Genomic DNA, 25,353 nt, shown 5'->3' with positions numbered 1-25,353 from the left:
TGGGTCAGAAATTCCGGAGGTCCTGTCTAGATCTGCTGCGGATCGAAGGGCCCTATCCGCACCAGATTTTCCGGGTCGTGCTCTCCTCCAAGCTGCTCTTCGGAAAAGTATTCACGACTGTTGAGCGGCGCCTGCCAGCGCTGTGCCAGCCGCCTGAAAAGCCCCCATGACGCCTCGTTGTCCGGCGTAATGGTCGTTTCGAGATGGCGAACTTCGGCCTGGTGTTCACGTCTTAAAACGGTTTCAACCAGCTTGCGGGCAAGCCCGGTACCCCTGGCCTTTTCACCAACGGCGACCTGCCACAAAAAGAAGGTATCCGAGGCGTTTGTTTTTACATAGCCCGAAACAAAGCCAACGATTTCACCATCGGCAAGCGTTGCCACGGCGCAGCGGTCACGAAACTGCGTGGCAAGGAGCAGATAGGCGTAAGCGGAATTGACGTCCAGCGGTGGGCAGGCCTTGATAAGCTCATAGATGCCCCAGCCATCATCGGTCCCCGGGGGGCGAATCAGAATGGGCGTTTCCCCTTCAATAATCATCTCGGCGAGATCGGGATGAGAGATATCGCTTGCAGCCGTCGTTGTTTGATTGGTTGGTATCATGGATATTTCGCAGTTGGCGAATTAGACGCGCATAATAACAATAACTTATAGAACCATCAAATCCATGCGTTATGATTAGCGCGCAAATTTATAATTCATTTTTATGAAACGATGGCAAGAAGTACTGTGCGGTCGAATCCTTGAGCATCACTTGTCGGACAGGATTAACTATAGACAAGAAAAAGCCGCCCGCAGGCGGCTTTCGAATCCATCGTAGCTCTTGATGCATTACGTTCTTGTGACACTGCGCAGTGTTACGAACTCTTCTGCGCTGGTGGGATGCACACCGATGGTGGCATCAAAATCACGCTTGGTCAGCCTGGCACGCACGGCAATGGCCAGTCCCTGAATCAGCTCGCCGGCCTCCTCGCCCACCATGTGCGCACCGACCACGCGATCAGTGCTGTCATCGACCACCAGTTTCATCAGACAGCGCTCGTCGCTGCCGGAAAGCGTATGACGCATGGGTTTAAAGTCCGTGGTGTAGACACGAATGCTGTCACACTGCTCTCTGGCCTGCTCTTCCGTGAGGCCGACCGTCCCCATGTTGGGATGGCAGAACACAGCCGTCGCCACGCTGTCGTAATCGATGGCCTCTGCACTGCCGCTTCCGTAATGAAGCTCTACCAGACGCATGGCTTCCTCGAGTGCCACCGGCGTCAGCTCCGGTCCTTCGATGATGTCGCCCAGTGCCAGAATCGACGCAACAGAGGTCTGGTAGCGGTCGTCAATTTTCAGCTTGCCATCAAACTCACGCTCGACATCGACATTTTCAAGCCCCAGCCCCTCAAAGCGCGGGCGGCGCCCGGTCGCACCGAGGATGGCGTCCACTTCCAGCGTTTCACCGTTGCTGAGCTCGACATCATAGGCCTCACCGCGCTTTTCCACACGAGTGATCGTGGATTCGAAATGCAGGTTAACGCCCTTTTTGAGCATTTCATCGCGAATAAAATCGCGCAGTTCATGATCGAAGCCGCGCAGAAACAGCGGGCCTCGATAGGCCAGATGGGTCTGTGCCCCCAGGCCGTTGAAAATGCTGGCAAACTCGACAGCAATGTAGCCACCGCCCATAACCAGAAAGCGCTTCGGAAACGCCGGTAGATCGAAAATCTGATCAGAGGACAGAACATGCTCGCGGCCTTCAAATTCCGGCATCCAGGGCGTGCCGCCGGTCGCGATCAGGATCTTTTCGGCGCTGACGTGACGGCCGTTGACCGTGACGGTGTGCTCATCAACGATCTCGGCACGCCCCTGAATCAGCTCAACCCCCGAGTTGGTTAAAAGCTTTTCATAGATGCCGTTGAGACGCGAGATTTCCGCCTTTTTGTTGTCTCGAAGCTTCGACCACTCAAAGCGCGGCGCACTGTCGAACTGCCACCCAAAACCCTGACTGTCTTCAAAGGCATCATGGAAATGGGCGGCATAGGAATAAAGTTTTTTGGGAACACACCCTACGTTGACGCAGGTCCCTCCCAGGTATCGATCCTCGGCGATGGACACTCTGACGCCCTTGCCGGCTGCGGTGCGAGCAGCCCTTACGCCACCTGATCCTGCACCGATAACAAAAAGATCGACATCATATTGCGACACGGTTGTTGCTCCAGCTGAAAAATATTTGAAACAGAGGCGCTTCCGTTGGAATCCTGCCCTGGGAATAATGGGTCATGATGCTATCACATGAGCGTGCGTCATGGCCGTTCCGGCGTGTTTACCATTCTTTATGTTGTTCATTGAAAAGGCCGTAAAAAACGATGTGTGACCACAACAGTCATCAGGACATCTCAAAGCTTCTCGAGCAGAATCGGCTCTGGGCCGATCAGATGGTGGAAAGCGATCCCGACTTTTTCAAACGCCTTTCGGATCAGCAAAATCCCGACTTCCTATGGATAGGCTGCTCCGACAGCCGGGTACCTGCCAATCAGATCATCAACCTGCCGCCCGGCGAGGTCTTTGTTCATCGCAATGTCGCCAACGTGCTGCACCACAATGACATGAACGCCCTTTCCGTGATCCAGTACGCCGTTGATGTCCTCAAGGTCAAACACATCATGATCGTGGGGCATTACGGCTGCGGCGGGATCAGAGCCGCCGTGACCGGCGGGGATAATGGTATTGTCGATTACTGGCTCAACACCGTTCGCAATTTGTATCACCAGCATCAGGAAAGTCTGTCGGATCTGTCACTGGACGCGCAGGTTGATCGCATGTGCGAGCTCAATGTCAGGGCGCAGGTCTCCAATCTCTGCCAGACCAAGATCCTGCAGCGTGCCTGGGAGCGAGGGCAGGAAGTGACGGTACACGGCTGGTGCTACAGCCTTGAAAACGGTCTGGTCAAGGATCTGGACTGCACGGTGACCACTTTTGATGAAGCCGAGTCTTTCCGGCTCTCGCGCTGAAGTATTGATCGTTTCATTCGTTTCATGACACCGGCCTGCCAGGCGTCACATCAATAAACACAACAGTGCTTGACCTGGCTGGCAGCTCTCGGTGATAACAGAACACTCACCGTTGCTGGCATAAAGAGTCAACATGTCGGGCATGATCTACAAGGCCGGCTTTCGCCCTCCTCGCGGGCTGGCCAACCCTCACATTCAGACCCTGTTGCCGCTGCTTCTACCCCGCAGCAAGGTGCGTCTTGAAACAGAGCTTCTGACGCTGCCCGATAACGATATCGTGGAGCTTAGCTGGGCTCAGCCTTCACCAGATGATGCTCGCGCACCGATCATGGTGCTTTTTCACGGCCTTGAGGGTTCGATCGACTCGCCCTATGCCCGCATGCTCATGCGAACCGCTGCTGATATGGGTTGGCGTGCGGTGTTAATGCATTTTCGGGGCTGTGGGCGCGTGCCCAACCGCCACTTGCGCAGCTATCACGCCGGTGAAACGGCAGATGCCTACTGGATGCTCTCACAGCTGAGTCGACGCTACCCCAATGCCTTGAAGGTAGCCGTGGGCGTCTCGCTGGGGGCCAACGTGCTGCTCAAGCTGGCAGCAGAACAGGGCGGTGACGGGCTCGATCTGGCGGGTGCCATTGCCATCAGCCCGCCGTTGGATCTGGCGGCGTCGGCCGATGCCATCAACATCGGTTTCGCCCGTGTCTATCAGCGCCACATCCTGAAATCCATGAAGCGCAAGATAATGCGCCGCTTGAGTGACGGCAGTCTGGACCGGATCAGTCGAGAGCAGCTCAAGGAGCTGGATACCTTCTGGGCCTTTGACAACGAGATCACGGCACCGCTACACGGCTTCGGGTCAGCCACGGATTACTATCGACGGGCCTCATCGGGGCTCATGCTTCATCGCATCGAACTTCCCACCCTGATACTGCACGCCGCAGATGATCCATTGATGCCCAAAAGCCTGCTGGATCGCCTACCGATACCGTCAAGAAGTGTTCGCGTCGAGATGGCCGAACACGGCGGCCACGTGGGGTTTATCGAATATCGTCAGGGGCTGCTGCGCCCATGGCTTGCCAGACGTGTCGCGCAGCAGCTCGAAAGCTGGCGTGTGGTGCCCGGCCGGCAGCAACCCAGCCGGCCTCTGGGGCGCAATCAGCCACTTGAGTAGCCACCCCCCGAACACACCGACCATTAGATCGGGCAGCTAACGCCTGTGCCCTTGAGACCACAGTAGCCCATCGGGTTCTTGCTCAAATACTGCTGGTGGTACTCTTCGGCGTAGTAGAAGGCCTGGAGTGCGTCGATCCGTGTCGTGATTTCTCCCTTGCCGCTGTGCTTCAGGGCCCTTTCATACTCTTCAAGGCTCTGACGGGCGATATCACGCTGCTGCTCATTGTGCACCAGAATAACGGAGCGGTATTCGTTGCCGATATCGTTGCCCTGACGCATGCCCTGGGTCGGGTCATGTGCTTCCCAGAATACCTTGAGCAGTTCCGGCAGACTGATCTCGGCTGGGTCAAAGATCACGCGAACAACCTCGGCATGGCCGGTTTTACCGGTGCAGACCTCGTCATAGGTCGGATTGGGCGTATAGCCGCCGGCATAACCGACTGCCGTAACCCAGACCCCCGGCAACTGCCAGAAAAGGCGCTCTGCCCCCCAGAAGCAGCCCAGCCCCAGAACGATTTCCTCGAAACCTTCCGGCGGTGGGGTGGCAATGTCACGGTCGTTGATGTGATGGACGCCGCTGATGTGCATGGGCGTGTCACGACCTGCCAGTGCTTCTTCTTCACTGGGCATACGCGTTCTGTCGTATCCGAACATGGTGCCTCCCATCGGGTGTCGAACCGGGATAAACGTTAACAGGCTACAGGTTATCGGGGCTGAGAGAGTAAAACACAAGCCCTCTCGCCCCGAAAACCGTTTTCCTGTTCTCAGTACGCCCTGTCCGGCGTGCGCCCCAGGCTGAAGGTATAGATCAGGTCAACGGCCTGATTGGCCCCCGATACAGCCTGAAGATACAGGTTCTGGATCAACCGGTAGCGCAGCGTCAGCTCGGCAATCGAGGAAAACAATCCGACGCCGTAGCTGACCTGGAAGTCGTCAAAAAGGTAGCCGCTGACCACCACCTGGCTGTCGTCACCGCTGCCGGAGGTGTCCAGCGACAGGTCGTCAATGCCAAAGCTTTCACCCAGCTGTCCGATCGCCTTGCCACTTCTGGACAACGACAGCCCGATCAGCGCCGAGGTCAGCATGCCATCGCTGTCGCCATCGGCATCCGGTGCCCGGCCGCGCAGCAGGTAGGACAGCGCCCGCGACTCGTTCATGGCCGGCTCAGAAAAGACATCCAGTTCAGGCTGATCGGCAGGGCCCGAAACCCGCAGGCCGGCAATGACATTGTCGGCCGTACTGCTGGGATTTCTGACAGCCTCGATGCTGAGATAGGGCTGCCCGGGCGGGCCACTGAAAAGCACCTGACCGCGACGAATCAGCAGATCCTGTCCCAGCGCCTGGAAGCGGCCATCTTCAAGCGACACATCGCCGAAAAGCTGAAGCTGACTGGCACTCTGGCGAACATTCAATCGGCCCTGAACGTTGGCCGTCAGCCCATAGGCAGCCAGCTGCACGTCGTTGCCCACGATAATATTGACCCCGACGTTGACTTCCATGCCGGCGGCCTCGAGGTCCTGGGTGTTGGCCCAGGCCAGCTGTCGATCCACCTCATTGCCGGCTTCGACAGTCGCCATTTTCTGCTGGCGGGCCTCATACTCTTCGCGGGTAACGACAACCTCATCGGATGACGGCTTGACGGCCGATGCCGGGATCTGGCCAACCTCAAGACGTGCCCATGGAATGCGTATATCTCCGTTGATATCCAGCCGCTGCGGGTTGGCAGCCACTCTGATATCGGGTGCGACGCGCAGTCGGCCAAACTCCGGCATGCGGATCTCAAGCGGCGAGTCTCGACCGTTGAGCGCCATGCTGGCCTGCCAGTTTTCAGTGGTGGGCCAGTTGGCGTTGCCGTTGAGGTTCCAGCGAGCATTACCGACCTGCAGATAGCCATCCAGGGTGCCTCGATCGCCCTGAAAGGCCATCGCCATGCGGGCATCATCCAGAGCCACCGGCAGCTGATCACCGCGGGCACGAACGTCACTAAGCACCATGTTGCCGTTGAGCCGTGGCTCAACCAGTGTCCCGGAGAGAGAGACATCGCCATTGAGCTGACCGGCCAGTTCGTTCAGGGCCGCCACCAGTGGCGTATAGGGTGACAGGGTCACGCCGTTGACCTCCAGCCTGCCTGCCAGCGTTCGACTGCCCAGCGGATCACCGATATCGGCATTCAGACGAAGGCTGCCGGCATCGCGCAGATCCATGTTCAGCCGCGCCTGCGCTCTGTCAGGCGTAGCCTCGGCGTTAACGCGAATGCCCAGCTGCGGCAGGGAAAAGGGCTGTCCCTGCGCGTTCTGGCCGCGGACATCGACCTGGCTTTGCAGATCGGTATCCACGTTCCAGCGACTCCCCGCCTGCGACCACTGTGCGTTGATATCGCCCTCGAGCCCGCCGGCCAGACGCCACTCGGGAGGTAAATAATCGTTGGCCAGCGCCAGATCGACATCGGACAGACGCAGGGCCGCGCGACCGCTGTCGGCACTGGCCTGTAGCGTGTCCACGGAACACAGCCGGCCGCCCTGTCGTCTGGACAGACAAAACGGCGCGGCCGTCACGCTCGATTGATCCAGCAGCGCTGTAAATTTCAGGGGACCATCAAGGGCGATATCGCCTCCCTGGGGCGCGCTGACTTCCAGCGGTGATATCGCGCCGGCGTAGCGCTGCGCCGCCTGATCAAAACTGCCATCCAGCGCCATGCGTACTCGACTGACCGGCAGACCGTCACCACCGTCGACATCCAGCGTTAGTCGATGCTTTTGGAGGGTACCATTAAGCGCCGTACTCACCTGACGAATCTGCTGATCAGCGGCGCTGATATCGCGGGCATCAAGATCGACATCGAAGCTCGGATTCTCGAGCCCCTGCGCCCTGGCCGTCAGACGAAGCGCACCGACCCGATTGTCCTGATAACGAAGCCCCTGACCGCGCAGGTCGATGTTGCCCTCAGGGTTATCCAGCGTGCCCCTGAGCCGGATCTGGCCGTTGGCACTGCCTCCCAGCTCCGGCAGAATGGTCCCTAGCGCCGGTGCCGTGATGTCGGCATTGAGTGACAGCCGATTGCCGATATCGCCATTGGCCGACAATCGGTTGTTGCCCTGGCGTAGATCCAGCTGATCGATATGCCACTGCATGTCGCTGTTGCCGTTCAGCCGGCCTTTCAGGGAAAGTGCGCGCTCCTGAAGTGTGCCATCAATGGCAAGCTCGGGCACCTCGACACGCCAATCGTCACCCTGCTGCTGGAAACCGGCGCGCAGTTTGCCATTGAGACGACCGGTGACCGCATCGGTAAAGTTCTCAAGGCGCAGGTTGCTGAAATCAAGCGATGATGCCACATCCAGCGACGGTGACCATGTCGCTGTGCCGCGGGCTTCCACCTTGCCATCACCGGTCGTCACGGTGAGCGGCGCCCAGCTGAAATGGGCAATGTCGCCCTCGCCTTTCAGACGAATATCCAGCGGCGAAATGTCGGGGCCCTCGACATGAGCGGCCGTCGCGAGCTGATAGCCATCCAGCGAGCCTTCGGCGTTGATGTCGATATCACGCGCACGCCATGTCGCCACACCGGGCTCGTCCTCGAGCGGCCAGCGCACCTGCGGACTCGACAGCTGTAGCCTGAACGGCAGATCGGGTGCCAGAAGATCGGCATGCGCATTCAGGGCAGCCTCGATGGGCCCGCTTGCATTGACGGAAAGGTTCAGATCCGAGAGCACACCATGGGCATCAAGTTCAACATGCTCGCCCTCAACAGGCGCCTGCAGGGCGTCAGCCACCATTGATAGCGTCAGCGGATAATCGTCGCTGAGTGAAGCCTGCGCGCTCATGGACAACCGTGCAATGGAGGAATCAAGGGTCAGCCGGTGTAGCTCGATGTCGGAACCCCGGGTCTGTACTGCCAGCGCCAGCTGATTGACCGTAACGGGCGTCTCCCCCTCCAGTCTCAGCCGGTTGATGGCAACGTCCTCGGCATCGATATCCAATGGCAGCGTGATTTCGGGCATCACAATGCGACCCTGATCATCCGTTTGTCCGATGATATCGGCCAGCGGATTGGCCAATGGTTTCTGACCGAGCTCGGCCAGCGTCTCCAGCACGGTGGGCGGCTCGGGATTGGCGACCTTCATGGCACCGTCAACGGCGCTGGAAGAGAGCGCAAATGAAGCGTCATCGGTCAGCAATACCGGAGGTGTTGATAATGCGACCGACTCGGCGGCGGCAATGGCCTGTGCGGTGATCATGTCAGGACGCGAAACACGCTGAGCGGTGCGCACATCCACGCTGGCACCGAGAAGATCCGGCTGATCCAGCCCCGGTGAAGACGCAGGGACTACACGGGTATCTTCCAGCCGTGTTTCCCCCAGGCTGAGATGGCTGCCTTCAAACACGGCACTGCTGTGAAAGTGGCCCAGTTCAACGCGGGTGCCATCAGCCAGACGCACACGAATATCGTTCAGGCGAAGATCACGCAGCTCCACGGGCAGCGGCGTGCTGATCCGATTCATTGTCGAATCGTCATCGGTGGTGTCAGGCGCTGCGTTATCGCCACCGCGTAACACGACATCGACACCGCTGAGCTGCAGCTGATCCATGCACAGCCGGCCGCGCAGCAGGCAGTCACTGCTCCAGTGCAGGGCAAATTGATCTACATCCAGGCGAAGTGCCGGCAGATCCAGATGCAGCCCCTGGAGGGTGAAATCGTCCAGCAGTGCCCCCTGGGCCTGCTCGTAGGTGATAAAGCCGCGCGACTGTGCCTGCTCAAGCAGTCTGGCGGTCCCCCAGGGTGAAAGGACAACGCCTGCCACGAGCAGGACAAGCGCAAGAAGCGTCACCACTATCCAGAGGATAGCGCGAGGCAACAACATCAAAATTCGGGGCCGATGCCGAAGTGCAGACGCCAAGAGTCCTCCTCACTATCAAAGGGGTGGGCAATGTCCAGACGAACCGGCCCAACGGGTGAAATCCATCGCACGCCTACGCCTGCGCTTGTCTTGAGCTCGTCCGGCCACCAGTCGTTGAAGGCGTTGCCGGTATCCACAAAGGTGGCACCCCACCAGTTATTGGCCACCTGTCGCTGATATTCCAGGGAACCAACCAGTAACTGCTTGCCGCCCAGCAGATCGCCATTGCTGTTTTCAGGCGCAATGGTTTCGTATTCGTAGCCACGCACGCTGGTGTCGCCACCGGTGAAAAAACGCAGTGACGGCGGTACCTGACTGAAATCGCTCGTACTGGTGGCCCCGACCGTGGCACGACCCACGAAACGGTTGTTGGCGCCCAGACTCCTGATCCACTGGCTGTCAAAGCGGGTACGCAGAAAATTGGCGTCCGAGCCCCAGACATCGCTTGAGCCTTCTACCAGAATGTCCTGGCGATCTCCCCACATGGGGAAGCGGGTATTGTCGGTACGTGTACGCGACCAGCTCATGCCCGGGATGAAAAGCAGTACCTGATCCTCTTCATCCCCCTGAGTGAAATCCTCATAGGTGGTTCGCAGGTAGGCATTTTGTATCCAGTCATTTTCGAAACGCCACTCCCGACCGAAGGCCACCGAGCTTTCAAAGCTGCGGGTATCGCTGTCACTGCGATCGGTGTTCTTGAAGCCATAGCGCATGTAGTAATTGTCACGCGCAGGATTATCAAGCGGTACGTTGTACTCACCGGTCAGCGTCTGCTCGGGCCCGGAAAGGCTCAAATTGTTGTCGAGACTGTGCCCCCGATCATTGAGCCAGGGCATTTCCCAGCCAAAGTTGACTCTCGGCCCGACATCGGTTGAATAGCCGATGCCGGTTTCAAACTTGTGGCGATCCTCCGGCGTTACGCTGACATCGATAGGCACAGTGGCGCGCTGCGGTTTTTCCCGCGCGTTGAGCTCATCACGAAAATTACGGCGCTCGCTCTCCTGACCCTCGACTTCAACACGAGCATCCGGTGAAGAGCTCACGACGGGTGAGGTGGTGCGTTGGGAGCGTTCATCGAGTCGGGGCCGAACGCTGATGCTTCTAAACCAGCCGGAATCGCCAAGACGCTGGCTGTAGCGGGCCACATCCGTTGCCAGATAGCGATCCTCGGGATCAAACGGGGCCATCCGGCGCAGGCGCTCTTCACGGATCTGGCTGCCGGTGACAAAGATATCGCCAAAGCGATAACGCTCTCTGCTTTCAAATACCAGCGTGATGTAGGCGGCATGCTCCCAGGGATGCACTTCGATACGGCTTTGCCGGTAGCGGGCATCGAAATAGCCCCGCTCCAGCGCCAGCGCCGTCAAGCGAGATTTGAGGGTATCGTAAGGGGTATGAAGCAGGCGCTTGCCTTCCATTTCAGCCAGAGGATTGGCTTCAAGAGCTTCCTGAAAGGGCTCGTCCTCTTCTGCCTGACCTTCTATGCGCACGACCACCGAACGTACGCGAACGGGTTTTCCCCGGTCGACGTCAACGACCACCTCTTCACGATTGCGAAAGCTGGTCGAAATTTCGGGCTCATAGTAACCGAAGGGTTTCAGGGCATCCCTTGCTCTTTGCGTCACTTCGGCGCCATAACTTTGAGTATCGGCGTTTTCGGGAATATCCAGAGATTGAAGATAGTTGCGGATATTGGTGGCCAGCTCACCACGGACCCCGTTGACGTCTGCATCGATGGCAAACACGGCAGGTGCCTGACCGATGCCACTCAGCAGTAGCGTCAGTAAAAGCAGCCTTCGGGCAGATGTACCGGCGATCATGCGGTGACGAGAAAGGGATCGCATAACGTTCAGGATTTTCCTTGATGACATGAATCACACCGTATGACACGGGGCTGGCTGCACCCTTCAAGGATTCAGAAGATCCTGAAGCGATTCCTGAGCGGCATGCAGACTGGTCTGATTCTGCTGAAGCCGCTCGAGCTGCGCCGCCAGTTCATCCACTCGCGTACTGATCGAGGCCAGCGCCTTTTTTTGGTCAGCCACGCTGGCAGCGAGCGTTTCCAAATGCTGACTGTTTTTATCCGTGGTCTGCAACTGGTTCGAAAGCTCGGCGTTAGTATTATCGATATCTTCAAAGCGTGCATCATAGGTGCGTTTCAGGCCGTCAATGACAGTATCCAGCGAACTCAGCGATTGCTGTAGCGACACCTGCGTTTTCTGACGCAGTGCATCAGCCCTTTCCAGCTCGCTCAGCCTGGCCTTCTGCCCATCGTCAGCGCGTTGCTGTTCAAGGCGCTGCTGAAGGGCATCAAGGCGTGTGCGCTGGTTTTGCTGCTCTCCTCGAATGCCTTCAAGCACCTGTTCAAGGTTGGTCGACATTTCCTGACGATCAGCAGTGACCTGCTGCGCCCTGTCCGTCAACACAGCCATCCGGTCGGACCAGTGCTGGCGATCCTGATAGTACTGCACGCCGAGGGCTGCAACAGCCCCGGCAAGCAATAATAAAAGTGCATAAAGAGGCCACAGGGGCCTTTTGCGCAGGCCGCGATGGCCTCCGGGATGTCGCGGTTCTGTTCGGGTCGAATACGCAGCGTTGCGATCAGCGCCTATGACGGGCTCTTCATGATCTTTTTGCGGCATGAAAGTCTCGAGAAATGTAGCAGCCAGAGATACGACCCGCCCTTTTCAGCCAGGTCATGAAACTGCATGCATGCTACGATGCATGGCCTGTGAAAAGCCAGTACAGGCTATCCGGCAGACAGACTTGAACGGCAATACCAGGGGCTCCCTGGTCGGAATGGAACGTGGATCATGCCCCTTGAACTGCCCTCCCTGCCCTATGCAACGGATGCACTGGCACCCGTTATTTCTGCACACAGCCTTCGCATGCATCATGAAGGTGTTCATGCAGACTATCTAAAGCGCCTGAACGCACTGCTGGAACGCGGTGACAACGCGAGCCCTTCGCTCGAACAGGTCATGAGCACCGGTCGCGGAGAAGCTCAGGCCTGCGCGTGTCAGGCCTGGAACCATACCTTTTTCTGGCAGTGTCTGACGCCCTGGTATCATCCTCCCGGACAGGCACTCGAAACGGCGCTTACAGCGCGATGGGGAAGCCTTGAGGGTTTCCAGGAGGCTTTCATGGCAAGTGCCATGGCGCACTTCATGGGCGGCTGGACGTGGCTCGTATACACTCCGCAGGGGCGTCTGGATATCCATAATGCAGTCGATGCCGGCTCCCCCCTGCTCAAGGGCCTTACACCGCTATTGGCCGTCGATATGTGGGAGCATGCCTGGTATGTCGATTTTGGAAACGACCGGCGCAAGTATCTTCAAAAGTTGTGGAAGATCATCAACTGGCCGTTTGTCGAGCAGTGTCTCGAGGATGCCATGGCAACGGCACAAGGCAGACGCAATCTGTTGCACGTCTGAAAAATGGCGGGATAACGACAGTGAAAGGCGGTGCCGGCATGATTCTCAAGGGAGATATCGATACCGGCCCGCCCATCTGAAATCAGCGCTCGTCGTTCGCTGATCTTTCTTCCGGCTCGGCGCTTCGACCGATGCCCCGATAATAAAACCCGTGCTGCGCCACAAACGATGGATCGTAAATGTTGCGCCCGTCCAGAATCAGCGGGGTCGACATCAGTGTCGACAGACGTCGCCAGTCCGGGTTCCAGTACTCCTTCCACTCGGTGACCAGCAGCAGCGCATCGACATTTTCGCAGGCAGACTGTGCGGTGCCTGCCAGTGTCAAAAGCGGATGCTGACCATAGTAGTGCTCGATGGCAGGCAAGGCAGCGGGGTCATGCAACCTGACATGAACACCCTGCGCCCAGAGTGCATCAAGCAGCCGAAGTACCGGCGCGTGAGCAATCCGTGCAGTGCCCGGCTTGAAAGCCGCGCCCCAGACAGCCACCGTGCGTCCTTCAAGATTGCCATCATAGTACTGCCAGAGCTTGCGAAAGAGCTCTTCCTGCTTCTGCTCGTTAACCTGCACAACCTGCTCGAGCAGCCCACTGTGCTGACCTTCCCGAGCCCTGATGCTCGATAGACGATACAGGTTGCGAGCAAAACTGGGACCACCGAAACCACATCCCGGATAGAGGTATTCGCGACCGATACGGCGATCCGACCCCATCGCCTGACGCACCAGCTCGATATCCACATTCAGGCTGTCGGCCAGGCTTGCCAGCTCATTCATATAGCTGACGCGCGTGGCCAGCATGCCAATAACAGCAAGTTTGGTCAGCTCGGCTGCACGGCGTGGCATCAAGCGAACGTTGTTTTCCCGACGATTGAAGGCTCTGAGAAGTTCGCCGATCTGTCGGGTAGCCCAGTCGTCCTCACTACCCATGATCCAGCTGTCGGGACGCGTGAAGGTGGCCATGGCACGGCCCTCTTCAAGCATATCCGGCAGAGCGACCGCAATCTGGCGCTCCTTGCGAAGCAGCGTCTCGAGAATTTCCGTGTGGCCGATCGGGAAGGTACTGTTGTTGACCAGTACAAAATCGTGCGGCTCACGCCCCAGCGTCTGTTCAACCCAGTGATCGGCATCGTTGCGCTGATCGGCCGAAACGGCCAGCCAGTAGACATTGGCACTGGGCAGGGATTTCGAACTTTCGCACAGGGTCAATGATCCGTTATCGATGCTCTGCGATAGCTGGTGATAAAGCCCTGGCTCATTTCTGATCCAGTCCGTCTCGGCCAGAACACTCCACGGCTGAGAAGGATGCGGCCACCAGTACACCTGGTGGCCAACCATTGAGAGTGCGGCGGCTGCCGTTGCCGCACCCAATTCGCTTCCATGCACTACCACCTGCATGATTATGCCTCGCTTTGATAGCGCTTCAGCAGCTCGCGGAACCCTTCGCCGTATTTGGGATGACGACGTGCAAACGACAGTGTCGCTTCCAGATAACCGAGCTGATGACCGCAGTCGAAAGTTTCACCTTCCATACGATAGGCAGCAACGTCCTGCTTGCTGCGCAAGGTATCGATGGCGTCGGTCAGCTGAATTTCATTGCCTGCACCGGGACGCGTTTCGGCAAGTACCGGGAAGATGCTGCCCGGAAGCAGATAACGCCCGATAACGGCCAGTGTAGAAGGCTCGGTACCGGCTTCAGGCTTTTCTACCATGCCCGTGATCTTTTCACTCTTGCCGGCTTTGGGTGTTTCACCTTCAAGGGCCACGATGCCGTACTTGTAGGCGACTTCGGCCGGCACATCCTGAACCATGATTTGGGCAGCACCCGATTGATCATAGGCGTCAATCATGCCACCCAGATCGTTGCGCGTCATGCCCTCGTCGTCGACCAGAACATCCGGCAGCAGTACGGCAAAGGGCTCATTATCACCGATTACCGGGCGAGCGCAGAGAATGGCGTGACCAAGTCCCAGGGCTTCCGGCTGACGAACGCTGATAACGGACACATCGTCCGGGATAATATTTCGAAGCTCATTCAGCAGCTCTTTTTTACCCTTCGCTTCAAGCTGAGTCTCAAGCTCGAAATGCTTGTCGAAGTGGTTTTCGATCGCTGATTTCGAAGAGTGCGTGACCAGCACGATCTCCTTGATACCTGCCTTGACGGCTTCTTGGACGACATACTGGATGACCGGCTTGTCGACAATCGTGATCATCTCCTTGGGAATCGCCTTGGAGGCGGGGAGACAACGGGTGCCAAAACCGGCGACAGGCAATACTGCTTTACGAATCATTCATCTTCCCTTTGCTATCAAAAACAAGAAATATGAGTATCAAGGGCACGCTATATGCGCGCCATAGGGCATCGTGACCGATCAGCGATTCAAAATCTTGCTCGAAAAGGCGAAATTGAGCACGACACCCGGTAAGAAGGTTATAACCCCACAAAATACCGAACCTTGGATTTTATATCCTTGGCAAAATGTTTCTTTTTGTACATAACTTGGTCATGCGTGATTTTAGCACACATCTAGATAACGGTATAAAAAGACTTTTTTATTTTGTACCAGAGCCTTTTACATGTATCGGTCAAAGCGACACGTGTCCTGGTCAAGGAACCTTCCTGCGCTTTCCTGTCATTTTGCTCAAGTTCGTAATGCCTGGCGACATCTGGTTCATCATTTCAACAGACTCTATACAATACAAGGCAGCACCTATCGCCCACTCTCACAGGAGCTTCTTGATGAGCGAAAAACAGCATTCCAATGTCGATCCAGGTGAAATTGCCAAGTTTGACGATCTGGCCAGTCGCTGGTGGGATCGTGAAGGCGAATGCAAACCGCTTCATGACATCAATCCGCTACGTCTTGATTATATCGATCAGCGAGCGGGCCTGACCGGCCATCGTGTTATCGATGTCGGCTGTGGTGGCGGCATTCTTAGTGAAGCGATGGCGCATCGCGGCGCAGAGGTTACCGGCATCGATCTGGGAGAAGCACCACTTTCCGTTGCCCGCCTTCATCAGCAACAAAGCGGCATCGAAGTGGACTATCGGTGCATCAGTGCCGAAGACATGGCCGACGAGCAGCCAGGCAGCTTCGATGTCGTGGTCTGTTTTGAAATGCTCGAGCATGTCCCCGATCCTGGTAGCGTCATCAAGGCCTGCGCGCGCATGGCAAAACCTGGTGGCCATGTCTTTTTCTCAACGATCAATCGCAACCCCAAGTCATGGGCGATGGCTATCGTCGGCGCCGAATATGTCCTGAACCTTCTACCCCGCGGTACCCATAGCTATCAACGGTTTATACGTCCTTCCGAACTGGCTCGCTGGGCACGTCAGGCTGACCTCGATGTTCAGGACATTACGGGAATGATTTACAACCCCGTCACACGTCACTATCGGCTATCCAACAAGGATCTTGACGTCAACTACTTCATGCATACCCGCGTGGCTGGCTCATGACTCTGGAGGCTGATATCCCAAAAGCCGTGCTGTTCGATCTGGATGGCACTCTAGTGGATACGGCACCGGATCTTGCGCGTGCGACCAACGCGCTTCGAAAAGAGCACGGCCTCTCTCCCCTGCCCCTTGATGATATCAGGCGTGAAGTATCTCACGGTGGCAGCGCACTCGTTACTCTGGCTCTGGGCCTGGAAAAGCAGGCGCCGGGGCACGACAAGGCTCGTGCTCTTTTGCTGGATTACTACGGTAAAAACGTTGCCGCGGAGAGCTGTCTTTTTGAAGGGTTTGAGAAAGTACTCGACGTCTATCGCAAAACGAAACGCCCGTGGGGGATTATCACCAACAAGCCTCGGGAATATGCAGTTCCTTTGCTCGAGACGCTGAATATAAAGCCGGATGTACTGTTGTGTGCCGACGATTTACCAGTAAAAAAACCCGATCCAGCACCGTTGATTGAAGCAGCACGACGTCTGAATATTGCGCCAGAGTACTGCTGGTATATCGGTGATCATCTACGTGATATTCAGGCAGCCAACAATGCTGGCATGACAGCCATTGCCGTGAAGTATGGTTATTTACGTCAGGGCGATGAGCCCGATGAGTGGCCTGCCAGTCAATTTTTTGACACGTCGGTATCGCTTTGCGAAGCGTTGCTACAGCATTGTCGCCATACCCCAGCAACCTCCTGAATAGCGAGTGGCCTTACGCAAGCAGCGGGCATTCGCCTTTCACGAACTGCCCGCAAATGTAGACTGCATATTTTAACCGCTGGTTTTTTGCATGAATTCGCGCGCAAGACCAGCCGCATCACTATCCGAGTGCTCGCCGATAACCTTTTTCAGCATGCTCTGACTTTCAGAGCCCTTGCCCTGACGAGCATAAACAAGGCCCAGTTTGTACATCGCATCAGGCACCTTGTTGCTCTGGGGATAGTCACTAACAACCCGGTTAAAGGCCGAGGCTGACTTGTCCAGCTGAGACTTTGCAGAGTAAAGTTCACCCAGCCAGTACCAGGCATTGCCGTTGAGATCCGACTGCGGATAATCCCGATTAAAGGCCTCAAAAGCAGATATGGCCTGATCGAATTCACGCTTTTGAACGTGCGAAAAAGCGGCCTGATAAGCACCTTGAGCGTCACTGGAAGAAGAGGCTGACCCGCCGCCTGAAGAAGACTGACTGCCGCCCGAAGCTGCCTGAGTTATGGGGTCGCTACCGGCTGAAGCGCTGCCATCATCGCTGGATGATGATGCCCCGCCATTTCCCTGTGAGCTACTCAAGCGCTCTTCAAGATCCAGATAGCGCTGCTGGGACAGTTTTGTTTGCTGTTCCAGCTGATGACGCAGTTCTTCAATCTGTCCACGAAGCTGATTGATATCCTGCTCCTGGCTTTGCAAACGATTGAATATCTGCAGATTGCCCGAGCCGGAGTCCGTGGAAGCCTGATTATAAAAAGAGCCTGTTTGTGCGGATGCCCAAACGGACAGCGGGAGCACAAGGGCTCCCGCGCCGCACAGTCGAATAAGACTGTGTTTCATTGCTTACTCCGGGATCAGTAGTCGATGACGACGCGACGATCCTGAGAATAGGCCTGTTCACCGTTGCCGGAAGCAGCGCGACGCTCTTCACCGTAGCTGACAACTTCGATCTGCGAAGCAGGCACGCCCTGGATGGTCAGATACTGGCGTACGGCGTTGGCACGACGCTCGCCAAGACCCAGGTTGTACTCACGAGTACCGCGCGGATCGGTATGGCCTTCCAGTACGATATTGGAGCTGGAGTTACGCTGCAGGTACTGAGCATGCTGATTCAGCATGGATTCGTACTGCGGGCGAATGCTGTCGCTGTCGAAATCGAAGTAGACACGGTTTTCGCTCGGCATTTGCGCCTGCTGTCCGGTGTTCTGACCGGTAGCACCAGAGCTGGTGTTCATGCCCTGGGTGGAAGAACCGCTGTTCATGCCGGCGTTCTGCTGGTCGCCATCCTGTGTGCCGCCGCCGCTGGAACAACCAGCGACAACTGCCAGAGAGAGTGCGGCCGCCAGAGTCTTGGCGTAGGAAGAAAACTGCATGATGATCTCCTTGCTCTTATAAAGAATGACAAAATTCATTCTAGTCGTTTAATTCAAAAACGGCGACCAGGAAGGTTCACGAACCTCACCATTGGGTGAAGGTATTACGAAAGAAGCCCTGCCATCTGCCGAAACAGCACCAAGCACACCACGTGCTCCCTGCTGTGTGGCATATATCACCATTGTGCCATTGGGCGCAACTGCCGGCGCTTCATCCTGATAAGTATTGGTTAATGTTGTCACACGTCCTGACGATAAATCCTGCCTTGCCACCTGAAAACCGCGGTCGGTTCGAGTGGTCATGAAGATAAATCTGTCGTCGGGTCCATACAGGCCGCCGGCATTGTAATTGCCGGTAAACGTCATGCGTTTCGCATTTCCGCCGGAAGCATCCATCTGATAAAGCTGAGGCTGACCGCTACGATCGGAAGTAAACAGGATCGAACGACCGTCAGGGCTCCAGTCCGGCTCGGTATTGATGGCGCTGGTGTTTGTCAGGCGCGTCAGTGACCGGGATGCCACGTCCATTACGTAGATTTCGGGATTGCCATCCTTGGAAAGCGACATGGCAAGCCTGCGGCCATCAGGAGACCAGGCCGGCGCGCCATTGATACCCTTGAAAGAAGTAAGCTGGACGCGACGCCCGCTGGAAAGCTGCTGCACATAGATGGCAGGCCGGCCTGACTCGAAAGAAACATACGCCAGCTTTTGACCATCGGGCGACCAGGCCGGTGACAAGATGGGCTGATCGGAAGACAGGATCTGCTGTGGACGATGGCCGTCCTGATCGGCGATATAGAGGGCATAGTTGATATTGGGATCAACGCCATTGGCCGTAACGTAGGCAATGCGTGTCTGGAAAGCGCCACGAATACCGGTAATTTCTTCAAAGATCTGGTCGGCAATGTAGTGCGAACGCGAGCGCAGCTGGTCTTCACTGGACGTTACTACTTCTCCCAGTTCGCGGCGCTGGCCCGATACATCATGAAGCTCGTAGCTGATCCTGTAGCCGTTCCCGGAAGACTCGACACGCCCTACCACCAGGTAGTTGGCCCTGACGCGACGCCAGTCACCATAATTGATGTTGTCTCCACTGGCAGGTCTTGAGATCAGATCCTGCGGCGCCAGCGGCGCAAACTGCCCGCTATGCTCCAGATCATCGGCAATGATTTTACCGATATCCTCGGAAGGACTGACCCCTTCACCGCGAAAGGGTACGACTGCAATCGGAATAGCATTATCGTTACCACGTGTGATCTCGATGGTGAGATCACCCGCTGCCTGCGCCATCAGGCTGGCCATCATGAGCATCATGAAGCCGGCCAGTGCCATTAGTTTTTTCATCAGCACACACCCTCGGGTTTTAACAATCCTTGATTTCTGACACCTGTTGTCGAAGCAGATACACTATCGACCACGTTCCTGCCGCCGCGGCAGGGGCCCTGCATTTAGCGCACATCCTCGGGATTAAAGCGCAGGTTGAAACTTCTGAATTGCTGTCGCGCTTCAGGCGGCAACTGACTCATTTCAGTAAATGGCGCTGCCCTTTCTACAGCCTGCACAGCGGAACGATCAAATCCCGCGTCTCCACTGCTGCTGGACACCGTGGCAGACAAAAGCTCTCCGGTCGGCAGGAGTTGAACCCTGACCACCGTTACCAGCCCGGGAGCAGCATTGGGCGGACGTGACCAGCTCTGCTCAACGGCGCGACGTACCAGATTCATGAACCCGTTCGAGGCTTCCTGAGCCTGGCGTGCGTTGGCAATAGACTCTGCCTCATTGGTAATTTCATCGCCAAAGGCATCCTGACTGGCGGCCGCGGCGGCCTCTGCAGCTCGCTTGCGATCAGCCTCGGCCTTCTTTTTGGCCGCTGCTTCAGCTTCGGCTTTCTTTTTAGCCGCTGCTTCGGCTTCGGCTTTCTTTTTGGCTGCTGCTTCGGCTTCGGCTTTCTTTTTAGCCTCGGCTTCCGCCTTCTGTTTGGCCTCGGCTTCTGCCTTCTGTTTGGCCTCGGCTTCCGTCTTCTGTTTGGCCTCGGCTTCCGCCTTCTGTTTGGCCTCGGCTTCTGCCTTCTGTTTAGCCTCGGCTTCCGCCTTCTGTTTAGCCTCGGCTTCCGCCTTCTGTTTAGCCTCGGCTTCCGCCTTCTGTTTGGCCTCGGCTTCCGCCTTCTGTTTGGCTTCGGCTTCTGCCTTCTGTTTAGCCTCGGCTTCTGCCTTCTGTTGCGCCTGAGCCTGCTCGCGCGCCTGCTGTTCCTGAGCCTGCTGGGCGGCGACTTCCTTGGCCTGTTCGGCGCGACGCTGCGCCGCCTCCTGTGCCTCTTGAGCCGCCTGCTCTGCCTGACGCGCCTGTTCAGCGGCTTCGGCCTGGTGACGTGCCGCTTCTTCAGCGGCGTCATCCTGAGTGGCTTCCGGTTCGGGCTGTTCGCGCTCCGGCCCCTGCTGAGCGCGCGGCTGTGCTTCCGTAGCCTGCTGCGCCTGATCAGTGGCGGTCTCCATTGAAATCAACTCGGCCTGCACCACGGCATTGGAAGTTTCAACGGGGTCACTTTGCGGCCAGCGGAAAACCATCAGCCCGATAACGCCCACGTGCAGCAAAACCGCAAGCACGGTGGGCAACGTATAGCCTACACGGCGATCGTGTCTGGCCATTGTTTCTCCCTACTGCTGGTCGCCAGGCGGTGGATCAGAGATCAGTCCCACGTTGGGGACGCCTGCGTTTTGCAGCGTCCCCATAAGCGTTACAACCTGACCATAGGAAACGTTGCGATCACCGCGCACCATGACAGGCGTGCCCGGGTTGCGATTGAGTACCGCAATGACCTGATCGCTGATCTCATCAAGTGACTTGCTCTGCTGCTCATCGCCGAGGCTGATGTAATACGCCCCCTCTCGATTGACCGTCACGACCAGCGGCTCATTGTTACTTTGAACCGGTTCGGAGCTGATTTGCGGCAGATCAACATCGATGCCCTGATTGATGGTGGGCGCGGCAATGATAAAGATGACCAGCAGTACCAGCATGACGTCGATAAACGGCACGACGTTCATCTCGCTGGAAAGCTTTTTGCGTCGGTTGCGTCGATAGGATCCCTGCATGACACGCTCCTCAGGTGTTTTCGCCGGCGCTGCGATTTTGCAGGTTGCGATGCAGGAAGGCATGAAACTCTTCAGCAAAGTTTTCCATGCGGACCATCAGCTTGTCGGCCTTATGGGTCAGCCGGTTGTAGCCAATGTTGGCGGGTATCGCAGCGAAAAGTCCCATGGCCGTGGCCACCAGTGCCTCGGCAATGGCCGGTGCGATGGTGCCCAGCGACACCTGTTGAGCGCCGCCAAGCGCCTGAAAGGTTCCCAGTATTCCCCAGACCGTACCGAAAAGGCCGATATAGACGGCAGACGAGCTGATAAGCGCCAGTATCGCCAGATGCGCGGTCAAACGCTCTTCTTCGCGCGAGACCGAGACACGCATGGAGCGCTCAACGCCTTCGAGTACGGCATTGTGGCTGCGTGATTTGGGCAGCAGTCGATTGAACTCGCGAAACCCGGAGCGAAAGATATGCGCCGCACCCTGAGGGTTGTCGGCCGGCACTTCCCGGTAGAGCTCATTGAGGTCAACGCCCGACCAGAAGTGTGACTCGAACTCATCAAGTTCCCGGGAGTCACGCTTTAATGCAAAGGCTCGCTGAAAGATCAGCACCCAGGAGAGAACCGAAGCTGCCAGCAGTATCAACATGATCAGTTGAACCACCAGGCCAGAGTGGAAAAACAGCGAAATGACCGACATGGAATCGTTCACGAAAAACCCCTTCAGGCATTCTGGGAATCAAGCGTCATGGCCGAAAGCAGATCTTCGGGCCAACGAGCTGGTTTGTAACGTGTTGCATCGATACAGGCAATATCGACCATACCGCGAAAAAGAAGTTTTCCATTTCGCATGACCTGCTGTTCGAACGCCACGGTGCATTGGCGAGGTGTTCCCGCCCGGGTGTCGACTGTCAGCAGATCGTCCAGTTGCGCCGGCAGGCGATACTGGCACTCCAGACGGCGAACGACCAGTGCAATATTGCGTGAAAGAAGGGAATGCTGTTCGAAACCCTTTGCACGCAGCCACTCGGTACGCCCGCGCTCGAGATAGTTGAGATAGTTGGCGTGATAGACGATACCGCCGGCATCGGTATCCTCGATATAGACGCGCAGGTCAAGAGACGTCATGGCGTTCAGGGCTCCGCCGTCGCTGTGCCATCACCGGCATCCGGAATATCATCGGTGGGCGAAAGATCAAAGTGGAGATAGGCCAGCCGCGTCACCATACGACCGCGGGCCGTGCGCAGCATGAAACCCTGCTGAATCAGATAGGGCTCAAGGACATCCTCAATGGTGTCACGCTCTTCACTAATGGCGGCCGCCAGGCTCTCTACCCCGACCGGACCACCGTCGAACTTTTCGATCATGGTCAAAAGCAGTCGCCGGTCCATGTGATCAAGCCCATGGCGATCCACGTGCAGCATGTTGAGCGCCTTGTCTGCCACGTCGGCCGTCAGCCGGCCATCGCCACGCACCTGAGCAAAGTCACGAACCCGACGCAACAGCCGATTGGCGATGCGTGGCGTCCCACGAGCGCGACGGGCAACTTCAATGGCACCGTCTTCATCGGCCTCAAAGCCCATGAGCCGGGCACTGCGATTGACGATATGCGTCAGGTCCCCGATGTTGTAAAACTCAAGACGCTGCACAATCCCGAAGCGGTCGCGCAGAGGTGCCGTCAAAAGTCCCGCCCGGGTTGTTGCGCCCACCAGGGTAAACCTTGGCAGATCAAGCTTGATAGAGCGCGCCGCCGGCCCCTCGCCGATCATGATATCGAGCTGAAAGTCCTCCATGGCGGGGTAAAGCACTTCCTCTACCGCCGATGACAGCCTGTGAATCTCGTCGATAAAGAGCACATCACCCGGCTGCAGATTGGTCAGCATGGCCGCAAGATCACCCGCCTTTTCGAGCACGGGGCCAGAAGTGGACTTGATGTCCACGCCCATTTCGCTGGCGATGATATGGGCAAGCGTTGTCTTGCCAAGCCCCGGCGGCCCGAAAATCAAGGTGTGATCCAGACTGTCTTCACGCTGGCGCGCCGCCGTAATGAAGATATCGAGCTGCTCGCGTACCGCTGCCTGCCCGATGTAGTCATCGAGCATGCGCGGACGAATGGCCTGATCCACCCGTTCTTCATCAGGCCGCTCGGCACCGGCAATGAGCCGATCGGTTTCGATCATGAGGTTCTGCCCTTGCTGCTGCGTGTCTCGCTGCCGGCCAGACGATCGGAAAGCGCCATCTTGATCAGCGCCTCGGTAGAAAGCGTGGCATCAAGCCCCGACAGCATTCTGGCCGCCTCGGTGGGCTTGTAGCCCAGGGCAATCAGAGCTGCCTCGGCATCGGCATGATTATCGGCTTCAAGCGGCAGCTCGGCTTCTTCAACCCCCTGCGCCAGCTGCTCGAACTCAGGCCAGTGCTTGAAGCGGTCCCGCATTTCAATGATCAGACGCTCGGCCGTTTTCTTGCCCACGCCCGGCAGTTTGGTCAGCGTTTTGGTGTCATCTTCCATGACACTTTTCATGAACTGCTGTCGCTCCATGCCAGACAGGATGGCCAGCGCCAGACGAGGGCCCACCCCTGAAATCCGGATCAATTCGCGAAAGAGTCGACGCTCGGGCTCATCAATGAAGCCATACAGCAGATGAGCATCCTCGCGCACACTCAAATGGGTATAAAGGCGCACTGTCTCGCCCGGCGCCGGCAATGCCAGCAGCGTATTCATGGAAGCTTCAAGCTCGTAGCCGACCCCATGAACATCGATCACGATCAGGGGTGGTTTCTTTTCAAGCAGTTGACCGTGCAGACGACCTATCATGCGTTGTATATCCAGACAAAAACGGTAAACGAAAAAAGTACATGGCCTTTGAACGCCATCGATATTTAAACAACGGGTCAGGGCCGATAGTTGCGCCAGCTTGATGAACGCGATCTTGTCGAACGGGTCGTTGCCGGCATGGCGATCGCACCGCGACAGGTAAAAAAGTGCGTCAGCGCAATGGCCAGGGCATCAGCGGCGTCTTCCTGGGGCAGCCCTGAAAGCCTGAGCGTTGACTGTACCATATGCTGTACCTGCGTCTTGTCTGCCCCACCGTTGCCCGTCACCACCTGCTTGATACGCCGGGCCGCATACTCATGAACGTCGAGCCCATGATTGGCAGCACACACGATGGCCGTTCCGCGGGCCTGCCCAAGCTTCAGGGCCGAGTCTGCGTTTTTGGACAAAAATACCTGTTCAATGGCCATCTCGTATGGCGCGTGCTGAGCGATGACTTCAGCGACGCCGGCATAGACCTGAGCCAGTTTCTGAGCAAGCGTCGGGGCTTCGATTCTGATACAGCCACTGGCGACATAGCGCGGTGTGGCACTCGAGACATCAATAACGCCGAATCCGGTACGACGAGAGCCCGGATCAATCCCCAAAAGCATCATGAAATGGCCCCCGACGCGTCGACCATGGTCATGATGCTTGCTCGAGGGCATCGAGCACGTGTGATTCGAAATCGACATTGGAATAGACGTTTTGTACGTCATCCAGATCCTCGAGCCGATCAAGCAGCGTCACGACCCGATGCGCCGTCTCGACATCATCGATACTGGAATAACTGTCAGGGAACATGCCCACTTCGCTGCGCGTCACCTCGATGCCAGCCTGATCCAGGGCGTCTCTTACAGGGCCAAACGCTTCGGGTGTGGTCACCACGTCGATGGCACCATCCTCTCTGGACTGGATATCCTCAGCGCCTGCCTCCAGAGTCGCTTCAATCACGCACTCTTCCGAAATACCGGCAGGCAGCACGATACGCCCCTGCTTGTGAAACAGAAAAGCGACCGAACCGCTGGTCCCCAGATTGCCACCATGCTTGTTAAAGGCCGTGCGCACTTCCGAGACGCTTCGATTGCGATTATCGCTCATGCATTCCACCAGAATGGCCACCCCGTCAGGGCCATAGCCTTCGTAAACCAGCTCCTCCATGGCATCGCTGTCGCTGTTGCCAACCCCACGAGTAATGGCGCGCTCAACGGTATCGCGCGTCATGTTATTGGAGAGCGCCTTGTCGATTGCTGCCCGAAGCCGCGGATTGTCCTCGGGGGCGCTGCCGCCCTGGCGTGCCGCCACCGTCAGCTCACGGATCAAACGCGTAAAGATTTTGCCCTTTTTCGCATCCTGAGCCGCTTTTCGATGTCTGATATTGGCCCATTTGCTGTGTCCGGCCATGGAAATTCTCCTTCAACCGCTCGCCATTGCTTGTGTA

Annotated in this window: 24 protein-coding genes; 5 read left to right on the top strand and 19 right to left on the bottom strand. The window is 57.1% G+C overall.

The features are described from left to right. Positions 1 to 26 precede the first annotated feature (26 nt). Both ectA and gorA read right to left on the bottom strand, forming a co-directional pair. Positions 27 to 539: a diaminobutyrate acetyltransferase gene (gene ectA, locus ACS92L_RS04585; protein WP_438768410.1), complete on the bottom strand. Its 513-nt coding sequence runs from the start codon at positions 537 to 539 to the stop codon at positions 27 to 29. Positions 540 to 830: 291 nt separating this feature from the next. Continuing rightward, on the bottom strand, positions 831 to 2,192 hold the full coding sequence (gorA, locus tag ACS92L_RS04580) for a glutathione-disulfide reductase (protein WP_438767341.1): 1,362 nt from the start codon (positions 2,190 to 2,192) through the stop codon (positions 831 to 833). A gap of 161 nt (positions 2,193 to 2,353) precedes the next feature. Here gorA and can point away from each other — a divergent pair, with 161 nt between their 5' ends. Then, the gene (can, locus tag ACS92L_RS04575; RefSeq protein ID WP_438767340.1) at positions 2,354 to 2,998 is read left to right on the top strand and encodes a carbonate dehydratase; all 645 of its coding nucleotides are present in this window, start codon (positions 2,354 to 2,356) and stop codon (positions 2,996 to 2,998) included. 133 nt (positions 2,999 to 3,131) lie between these two features. Beyond that, positions 3,132 to 4,169, top strand: a complete 1,038-nt coding sequence (locus ACS92L_RS04570) for a hydrolase (RefSeq protein ID WP_438767339.1) — start codon at positions 3,132 to 3,134, stop codon at positions 4,167 to 4,169. 23 nt (positions 4,170 to 4,192) lie between these two features. On the opposite strand, the gene msrA is transcribed toward ACS92L_RS04570, so the two are convergent. From msrA to ACS92L_RS04550, 4 genes are all read right to left on the bottom strand, one after another. Further along, entirely contained in the window at positions 4,193 to 4,825 is a 633-nt protein-coding gene (gene msrA, locus ACS92L_RS04565) for a peptide-methionine (S)-S-oxide reductase MsrA (RefSeq protein WP_438767338.1), read from the bottom strand. 110 nt (positions 4,826 to 4,935) lie between these two features. After that, positions 4,936 to 9,030, bottom strand: a complete 4,095-nt coding sequence (tamB, locus tag ACS92L_RS04560; RefSeq protein ID WP_438767337.1) for an autotransporter assembly complex protein TamB — start codon at positions 9,028 to 9,030, stop codon at positions 4,936 to 4,938. Continuing rightward, positions 9,030 to 10,910 carry an autotransporter assembly complex protein TamA gene (gene tamA, locus ACS92L_RS04555; protein WP_438767336.1) on the bottom strand — a complete coding sequence of 627 codons (1,881 nt, stop codon included), beginning with the start codon at positions 10,908 to 10,910 and terminating at the stop codon, positions 9,030 to 9,032. The genes tamB and tamA overlap by 1 nt, the downstream gene beginning before the upstream one ends. A gap of 63 nt (positions 10,911 to 10,973) precedes the next feature. Beyond that, positions 10,974 to 11,708 (bottom strand): hypothetical protein, encoded by a 735-nt coding sequence (locus tag ACS92L_RS04550; RefSeq protein WP_438767335.1) that lies wholly within the window; start codon positions 11,706 to 11,708, stop codon positions 10,974 to 10,976. A 171-nt stretch (positions 11,709 to 11,879) separates the two neighbouring features. On the opposite strand from ACS92L_RS04550, the gene ACS92L_RS04545 reads away from it, so the two are divergent. After that, complete coding sequence (locus tag ACS92L_RS04545) at positions 11,880 to 12,500, top strand: superoxide dismutase (protein ID WP_438767334.1); 621 nt, start codon at positions 11,880 to 11,882, stop codon at positions 12,498 to 12,500. An 82-nt stretch (positions 12,501 to 12,582) separates the two neighbouring features. On the opposite strand, the gene ACS92L_RS04540 is transcribed toward ACS92L_RS04545, so the two are convergent. Further along, a complete protein-coding gene (locus ACS92L_RS04540; protein ID WP_438767333.1) occupies positions 12,583 to 13,893 on the bottom strand; it encodes a nucleotide sugar dehydrogenase in 1,311 nt (436 codons plus the stop codon). 2 nt (positions 13,894 to 13,895) lie between these two features. After that, positions 13,896 to 14,786, bottom strand: coding sequence for a UTP--glucose-1-phosphate uridylyltransferase GalU (gene galU / locus ACS92L_RS04535; RefSeq protein ID WP_438767332.1), 891 nt, complete (start codon positions 14,784 to 14,786; stop codon positions 13,896 to 13,898). Positions 14,787 to 15,235: 449 nt separating this feature from the next. Here galU and ubiG point away from each other — a divergent pair, with 449 nt between their 5' ends. Then, positions 15,236 to 15,955 (top strand): bifunctional 2-polyprenyl-6-hydroxyphenol methylase/3-demethylubiquinol 3-O-methyltransferase UbiG, encoded by a 720-nt coding sequence (ubiG, locus tag ACS92L_RS04530; protein ID WP_438768408.1) that lies wholly within the window; start codon positions 15,236 to 15,238, stop codon positions 15,953 to 15,955. Beyond that, a complete protein-coding gene (locus ACS92L_RS04525) occupies positions 15,952 to 16,644 on the top strand; it encodes an HAD-IA family hydrolase (protein WP_438767331.1) in 693 nt (230 codons plus the stop codon). Before ubiG ends, ACS92L_RS04525 begins: the two co-directional genes overlap by 4 nt. Before the next feature lie 72 nt (positions 16,645 to 16,716). Here ACS92L_RS04525 and ybgF read toward each other — a convergent pair whose 3' ends face one another. The 11 genes from ybgF to ACS92L_RS04470 all read right to left on the bottom strand — a co-directional run bounded on the left by ybgF (position 16,717) and on the right by ACS92L_RS04470 (position 25,316). Further along, complete coding sequence (ybgF, locus tag ACS92L_RS04520; RefSeq protein ID WP_438767330.1) at positions 16,717 to 17,490, bottom strand: tol-pal system protein YbgF; 774 nt, start codon at positions 17,488 to 17,490, stop codon at positions 16,717 to 16,719. 14 nt (positions 17,491 to 17,504) lie between these two features. Then, positions 17,505 to 18,023 carry a peptidoglycan-associated lipoprotein Pal gene (pal, locus tag ACS92L_RS04515; RefSeq protein WP_438767329.1) on the bottom strand — a complete coding sequence of 173 codons (519 nt, stop codon included), beginning with the start codon at positions 18,021 to 18,023 and terminating at the stop codon, positions 17,505 to 17,507. Between the two features lie 48 nt (positions 18,024 to 18,071). Continuing rightward, complete coding sequence (gene tolB / locus ACS92L_RS04510; RefSeq protein WP_438767328.1) at positions 18,072 to 19,367, bottom strand: Tol-Pal system beta propeller repeat protein TolB; 1,296 nt, start codon at positions 19,365 to 19,367, stop codon at positions 18,072 to 18,074. A gap of 104 nt (positions 19,368 to 19,471) precedes the next feature. Continuing rightward, positions 19,472 to 20,668 carry a cell envelope integrity protein TolA gene (tolA, locus tag ACS92L_RS04505; protein WP_438767327.1) on the bottom strand — a complete coding sequence of 399 codons (1,197 nt, stop codon included), beginning with the start codon at positions 20,666 to 20,668 and terminating at the stop codon, positions 19,472 to 19,474. Positions 20,669 to 20,677: 9 nt separating this feature from the next. Continuing rightward, positions 20,678 to 21,115 carry a protein TolR gene (gene tolR, locus ACS92L_RS04500; RefSeq protein ID WP_438767326.1) on the bottom strand — a complete coding sequence of 146 codons (438 nt, stop codon included), beginning with the start codon at positions 21,113 to 21,115 and terminating at the stop codon, positions 20,678 to 20,680. A gap of 10 nt (positions 21,116 to 21,125) precedes the next feature. Next, a complete protein-coding gene (tolQ, locus tag ACS92L_RS04495; RefSeq protein WP_438767325.1) occupies positions 21,126 to 21,812 on the bottom strand; it encodes a protein TolQ in 687 nt (228 codons plus the stop codon). Between the two features lie 11 nt (positions 21,813 to 21,823). Continuing rightward, on the bottom strand, positions 21,824 to 22,228 hold the full coding sequence (gene ybgC, locus ACS92L_RS04490; protein ID WP_438767324.1) for a tol-pal system-associated acyl-CoA thioesterase: 405 nt from the start codon (positions 22,226 to 22,228) through the stop codon (positions 21,824 to 21,826). A gap of 5 nt (positions 22,229 to 22,233) precedes the next feature. Beyond that, positions 22,234 to 23,280, bottom strand: coding sequence for a Holliday junction branch migration DNA helicase RuvB (ruvB, locus tag ACS92L_RS04485; protein WP_438767323.1), 1,047 nt, complete (start codon positions 23,278 to 23,280; stop codon positions 22,234 to 22,236). Next, positions 23,277 to 23,915: a Holliday junction branch migration protein RuvA gene (gene ruvA / locus ACS92L_RS04480; protein WP_438767322.1), complete on the bottom strand. Its 639-nt coding sequence runs from the start codon at positions 23,913 to 23,915 to the stop codon at positions 23,277 to 23,279. Before ruvA ends, ruvB begins: the two co-directional genes overlap by 4 nt. A gap of 77 nt (positions 23,916 to 23,992) precedes the next feature. Next, positions 23,993 to 24,529, bottom strand: a complete 537-nt coding sequence (ruvC, locus tag ACS92L_RS04475) for a crossover junction endodeoxyribonuclease RuvC (protein ID WP_438767321.1) — start codon at positions 24,527 to 24,529, stop codon at positions 23,993 to 23,995. Positions 24,530 to 24,557: 28 nt separating this feature from the next. Further along, a complete protein-coding gene (locus tag ACS92L_RS04470; RefSeq protein WP_438767320.1) occupies positions 24,558 to 25,316 on the bottom strand; it encodes a YebC/PmpR family DNA-binding transcriptional regulator in 759 nt (252 codons plus the stop codon). Positions 25,317 to 25,353: the final 37 nt, after the last annotated feature.

The sequence above is a fragment of the Kushneria halocnemicola genome (assembly GCF_965650455.1).
GTDB lineage: Bacteria > Pseudomonadota > Gammaproteobacteria > Pseudomonadales > Halomonadaceae > Kushneria.
The sequence above is the reverse complement of the archived record's forward strand: the minus strand, read 5'-3'. Positions and strand labels throughout refer to the sequence as shown.

Excerpts from the sequence above, each read along its gene's own strand:
- tamB (WP_438767337.1), bottom strand. The coding sequence starts at position 9,030 with ATGTTGTTGCCTCGCGCTATCCTCTGGATAGTGGTGACGCTTCTTGCG.
- msrA (WP_438767338.1), bottom strand. The coding sequence starts at position 4,825 with ATGTTCGGATACGACAGAACGCGTATGCCCAGTGAAGAAGAAGCACTG.
- ybgF (WP_438767330.1), bottom strand. The coding sequence starts at position 17,490 with ATGAAACACAGTCTTATTCGACTGTGCGGCGCGGGAGCCCTTGTGCTC.
- ACS92L_RS04570 (WP_438767339.1), top strand. The coding sequence starts at position 3,132 with ATGTCGGGCATGATCTACAAGGCCGGCTTTCGCCCTCCTCGCGGGCTG.
- ectA (WP_438768410.1), bottom strand. The coding sequence starts at position 539 with ATGATTATTGAAGGGGAAACGCCCATTCTGATTCGCCCCCCGGGGACC.
- tolB (WP_438767328.1), bottom strand. The coding sequence starts at position 19,367 with ATGAAAAAACTAATGGCACTGGCCGGCTTCATGATGCTCATGATGGCC.
- ACS92L_RS04525 (WP_438767331.1), top strand. The coding sequence starts at position 15,952 with ATGACTCTGGAGGCTGATATCCCAAAAGCCGTGCTGTTCGATCTGGAT.
- tolA (WP_438767327.1), bottom strand. The coding sequence starts at position 20,668 with ATGGCCAGACACGATCGCCGTGTAGGCTATACGTTGCCCACCGTGCTT.
- ACS92L_RS04540 (WP_438767333.1), bottom strand. The coding sequence starts at position 13,893 with ATGCAGGTGGTAGTGCATGGAAGCGAATTGGGTGCGGCAACGGCAGCC.
- tamA (WP_438767336.1), bottom strand. The coding sequence starts at position 10,910 with ATGCGATCCCTTTCTCGTCACCGCATGATCGCCGGTACATCTGCCCGA.
- ruvC (WP_438767321.1), bottom strand. The coding sequence starts at position 24,529 with ATGATGCTTTTGGGGATTGATCCGGGCTCTCGTCGTACCGGATTCGGC.
- ACS92L_RS04470 (WP_438767320.1), bottom strand. The coding sequence starts at position 25,316 with ATGGCCGGACACAGCAAATGGGCCAATATCAGACATCGAAAAGCGGCT.
- galU (WP_438767332.1), bottom strand. The coding sequence starts at position 14,786 with ATGATTCGTAAAGCAGTATTGCCTGTCGCCGGTTTTGGCACCCGTTGT.
- ruvA (WP_438767322.1), bottom strand. The coding sequence starts at position 23,915 with ATGATAGGTCGTCTGCACGGTCAACTGCTTGAAAAGAAACCACCCCTG.
- ACS92L_RS04545 (WP_438767334.1), top strand. The coding sequence starts at position 11,880 with ATGCCCCTTGAACTGCCCTCCCTGCCCTATGCAACGGATGCACTGGCA.
- ubiG (WP_438768408.1), top strand. The coding sequence starts at position 15,236 with ATGAGCGAAAAACAGCATTCCAATGTCGATCCAGGTGAAATTGCCAAG.
- pal (WP_438767329.1), bottom strand. The coding sequence starts at position 18,023 with ATGCAGTTTTCTTCCTACGCCAAGACTCTGGCGGCCGCACTCTCTCTG.
- ruvB (WP_438767323.1), bottom strand. The coding sequence starts at position 23,280 with ATGATCGAAACCGATCGGCTCATTGCCGGTGCCGAGCGGCCTGATGAA.
- tolR (WP_438767326.1), bottom strand. The coding sequence starts at position 21,115 with ATGCAGGGATCCTATCGACGCAACCGACGCAAAAAGCTTTCCAGCGAG.
- ybgC (WP_438767324.1), bottom strand. The coding sequence starts at position 22,228 with ATGACGTCTCTTGACCTGCGCGTCTATATCGAGGATACCGATGCCGGC.
- can (WP_438767340.1), top strand. The coding sequence starts at position 2,354 with ATGTGTGACCACAACAGTCATCAGGACATCTCAAAGCTTCTCGAGCAG.
- ACS92L_RS04550 (WP_438767335.1), bottom strand. The coding sequence starts at position 11,708 with ATGCCGCAAAAAGATCATGAAGAGCCCGTCATAGGCGCTGATCGCAAC.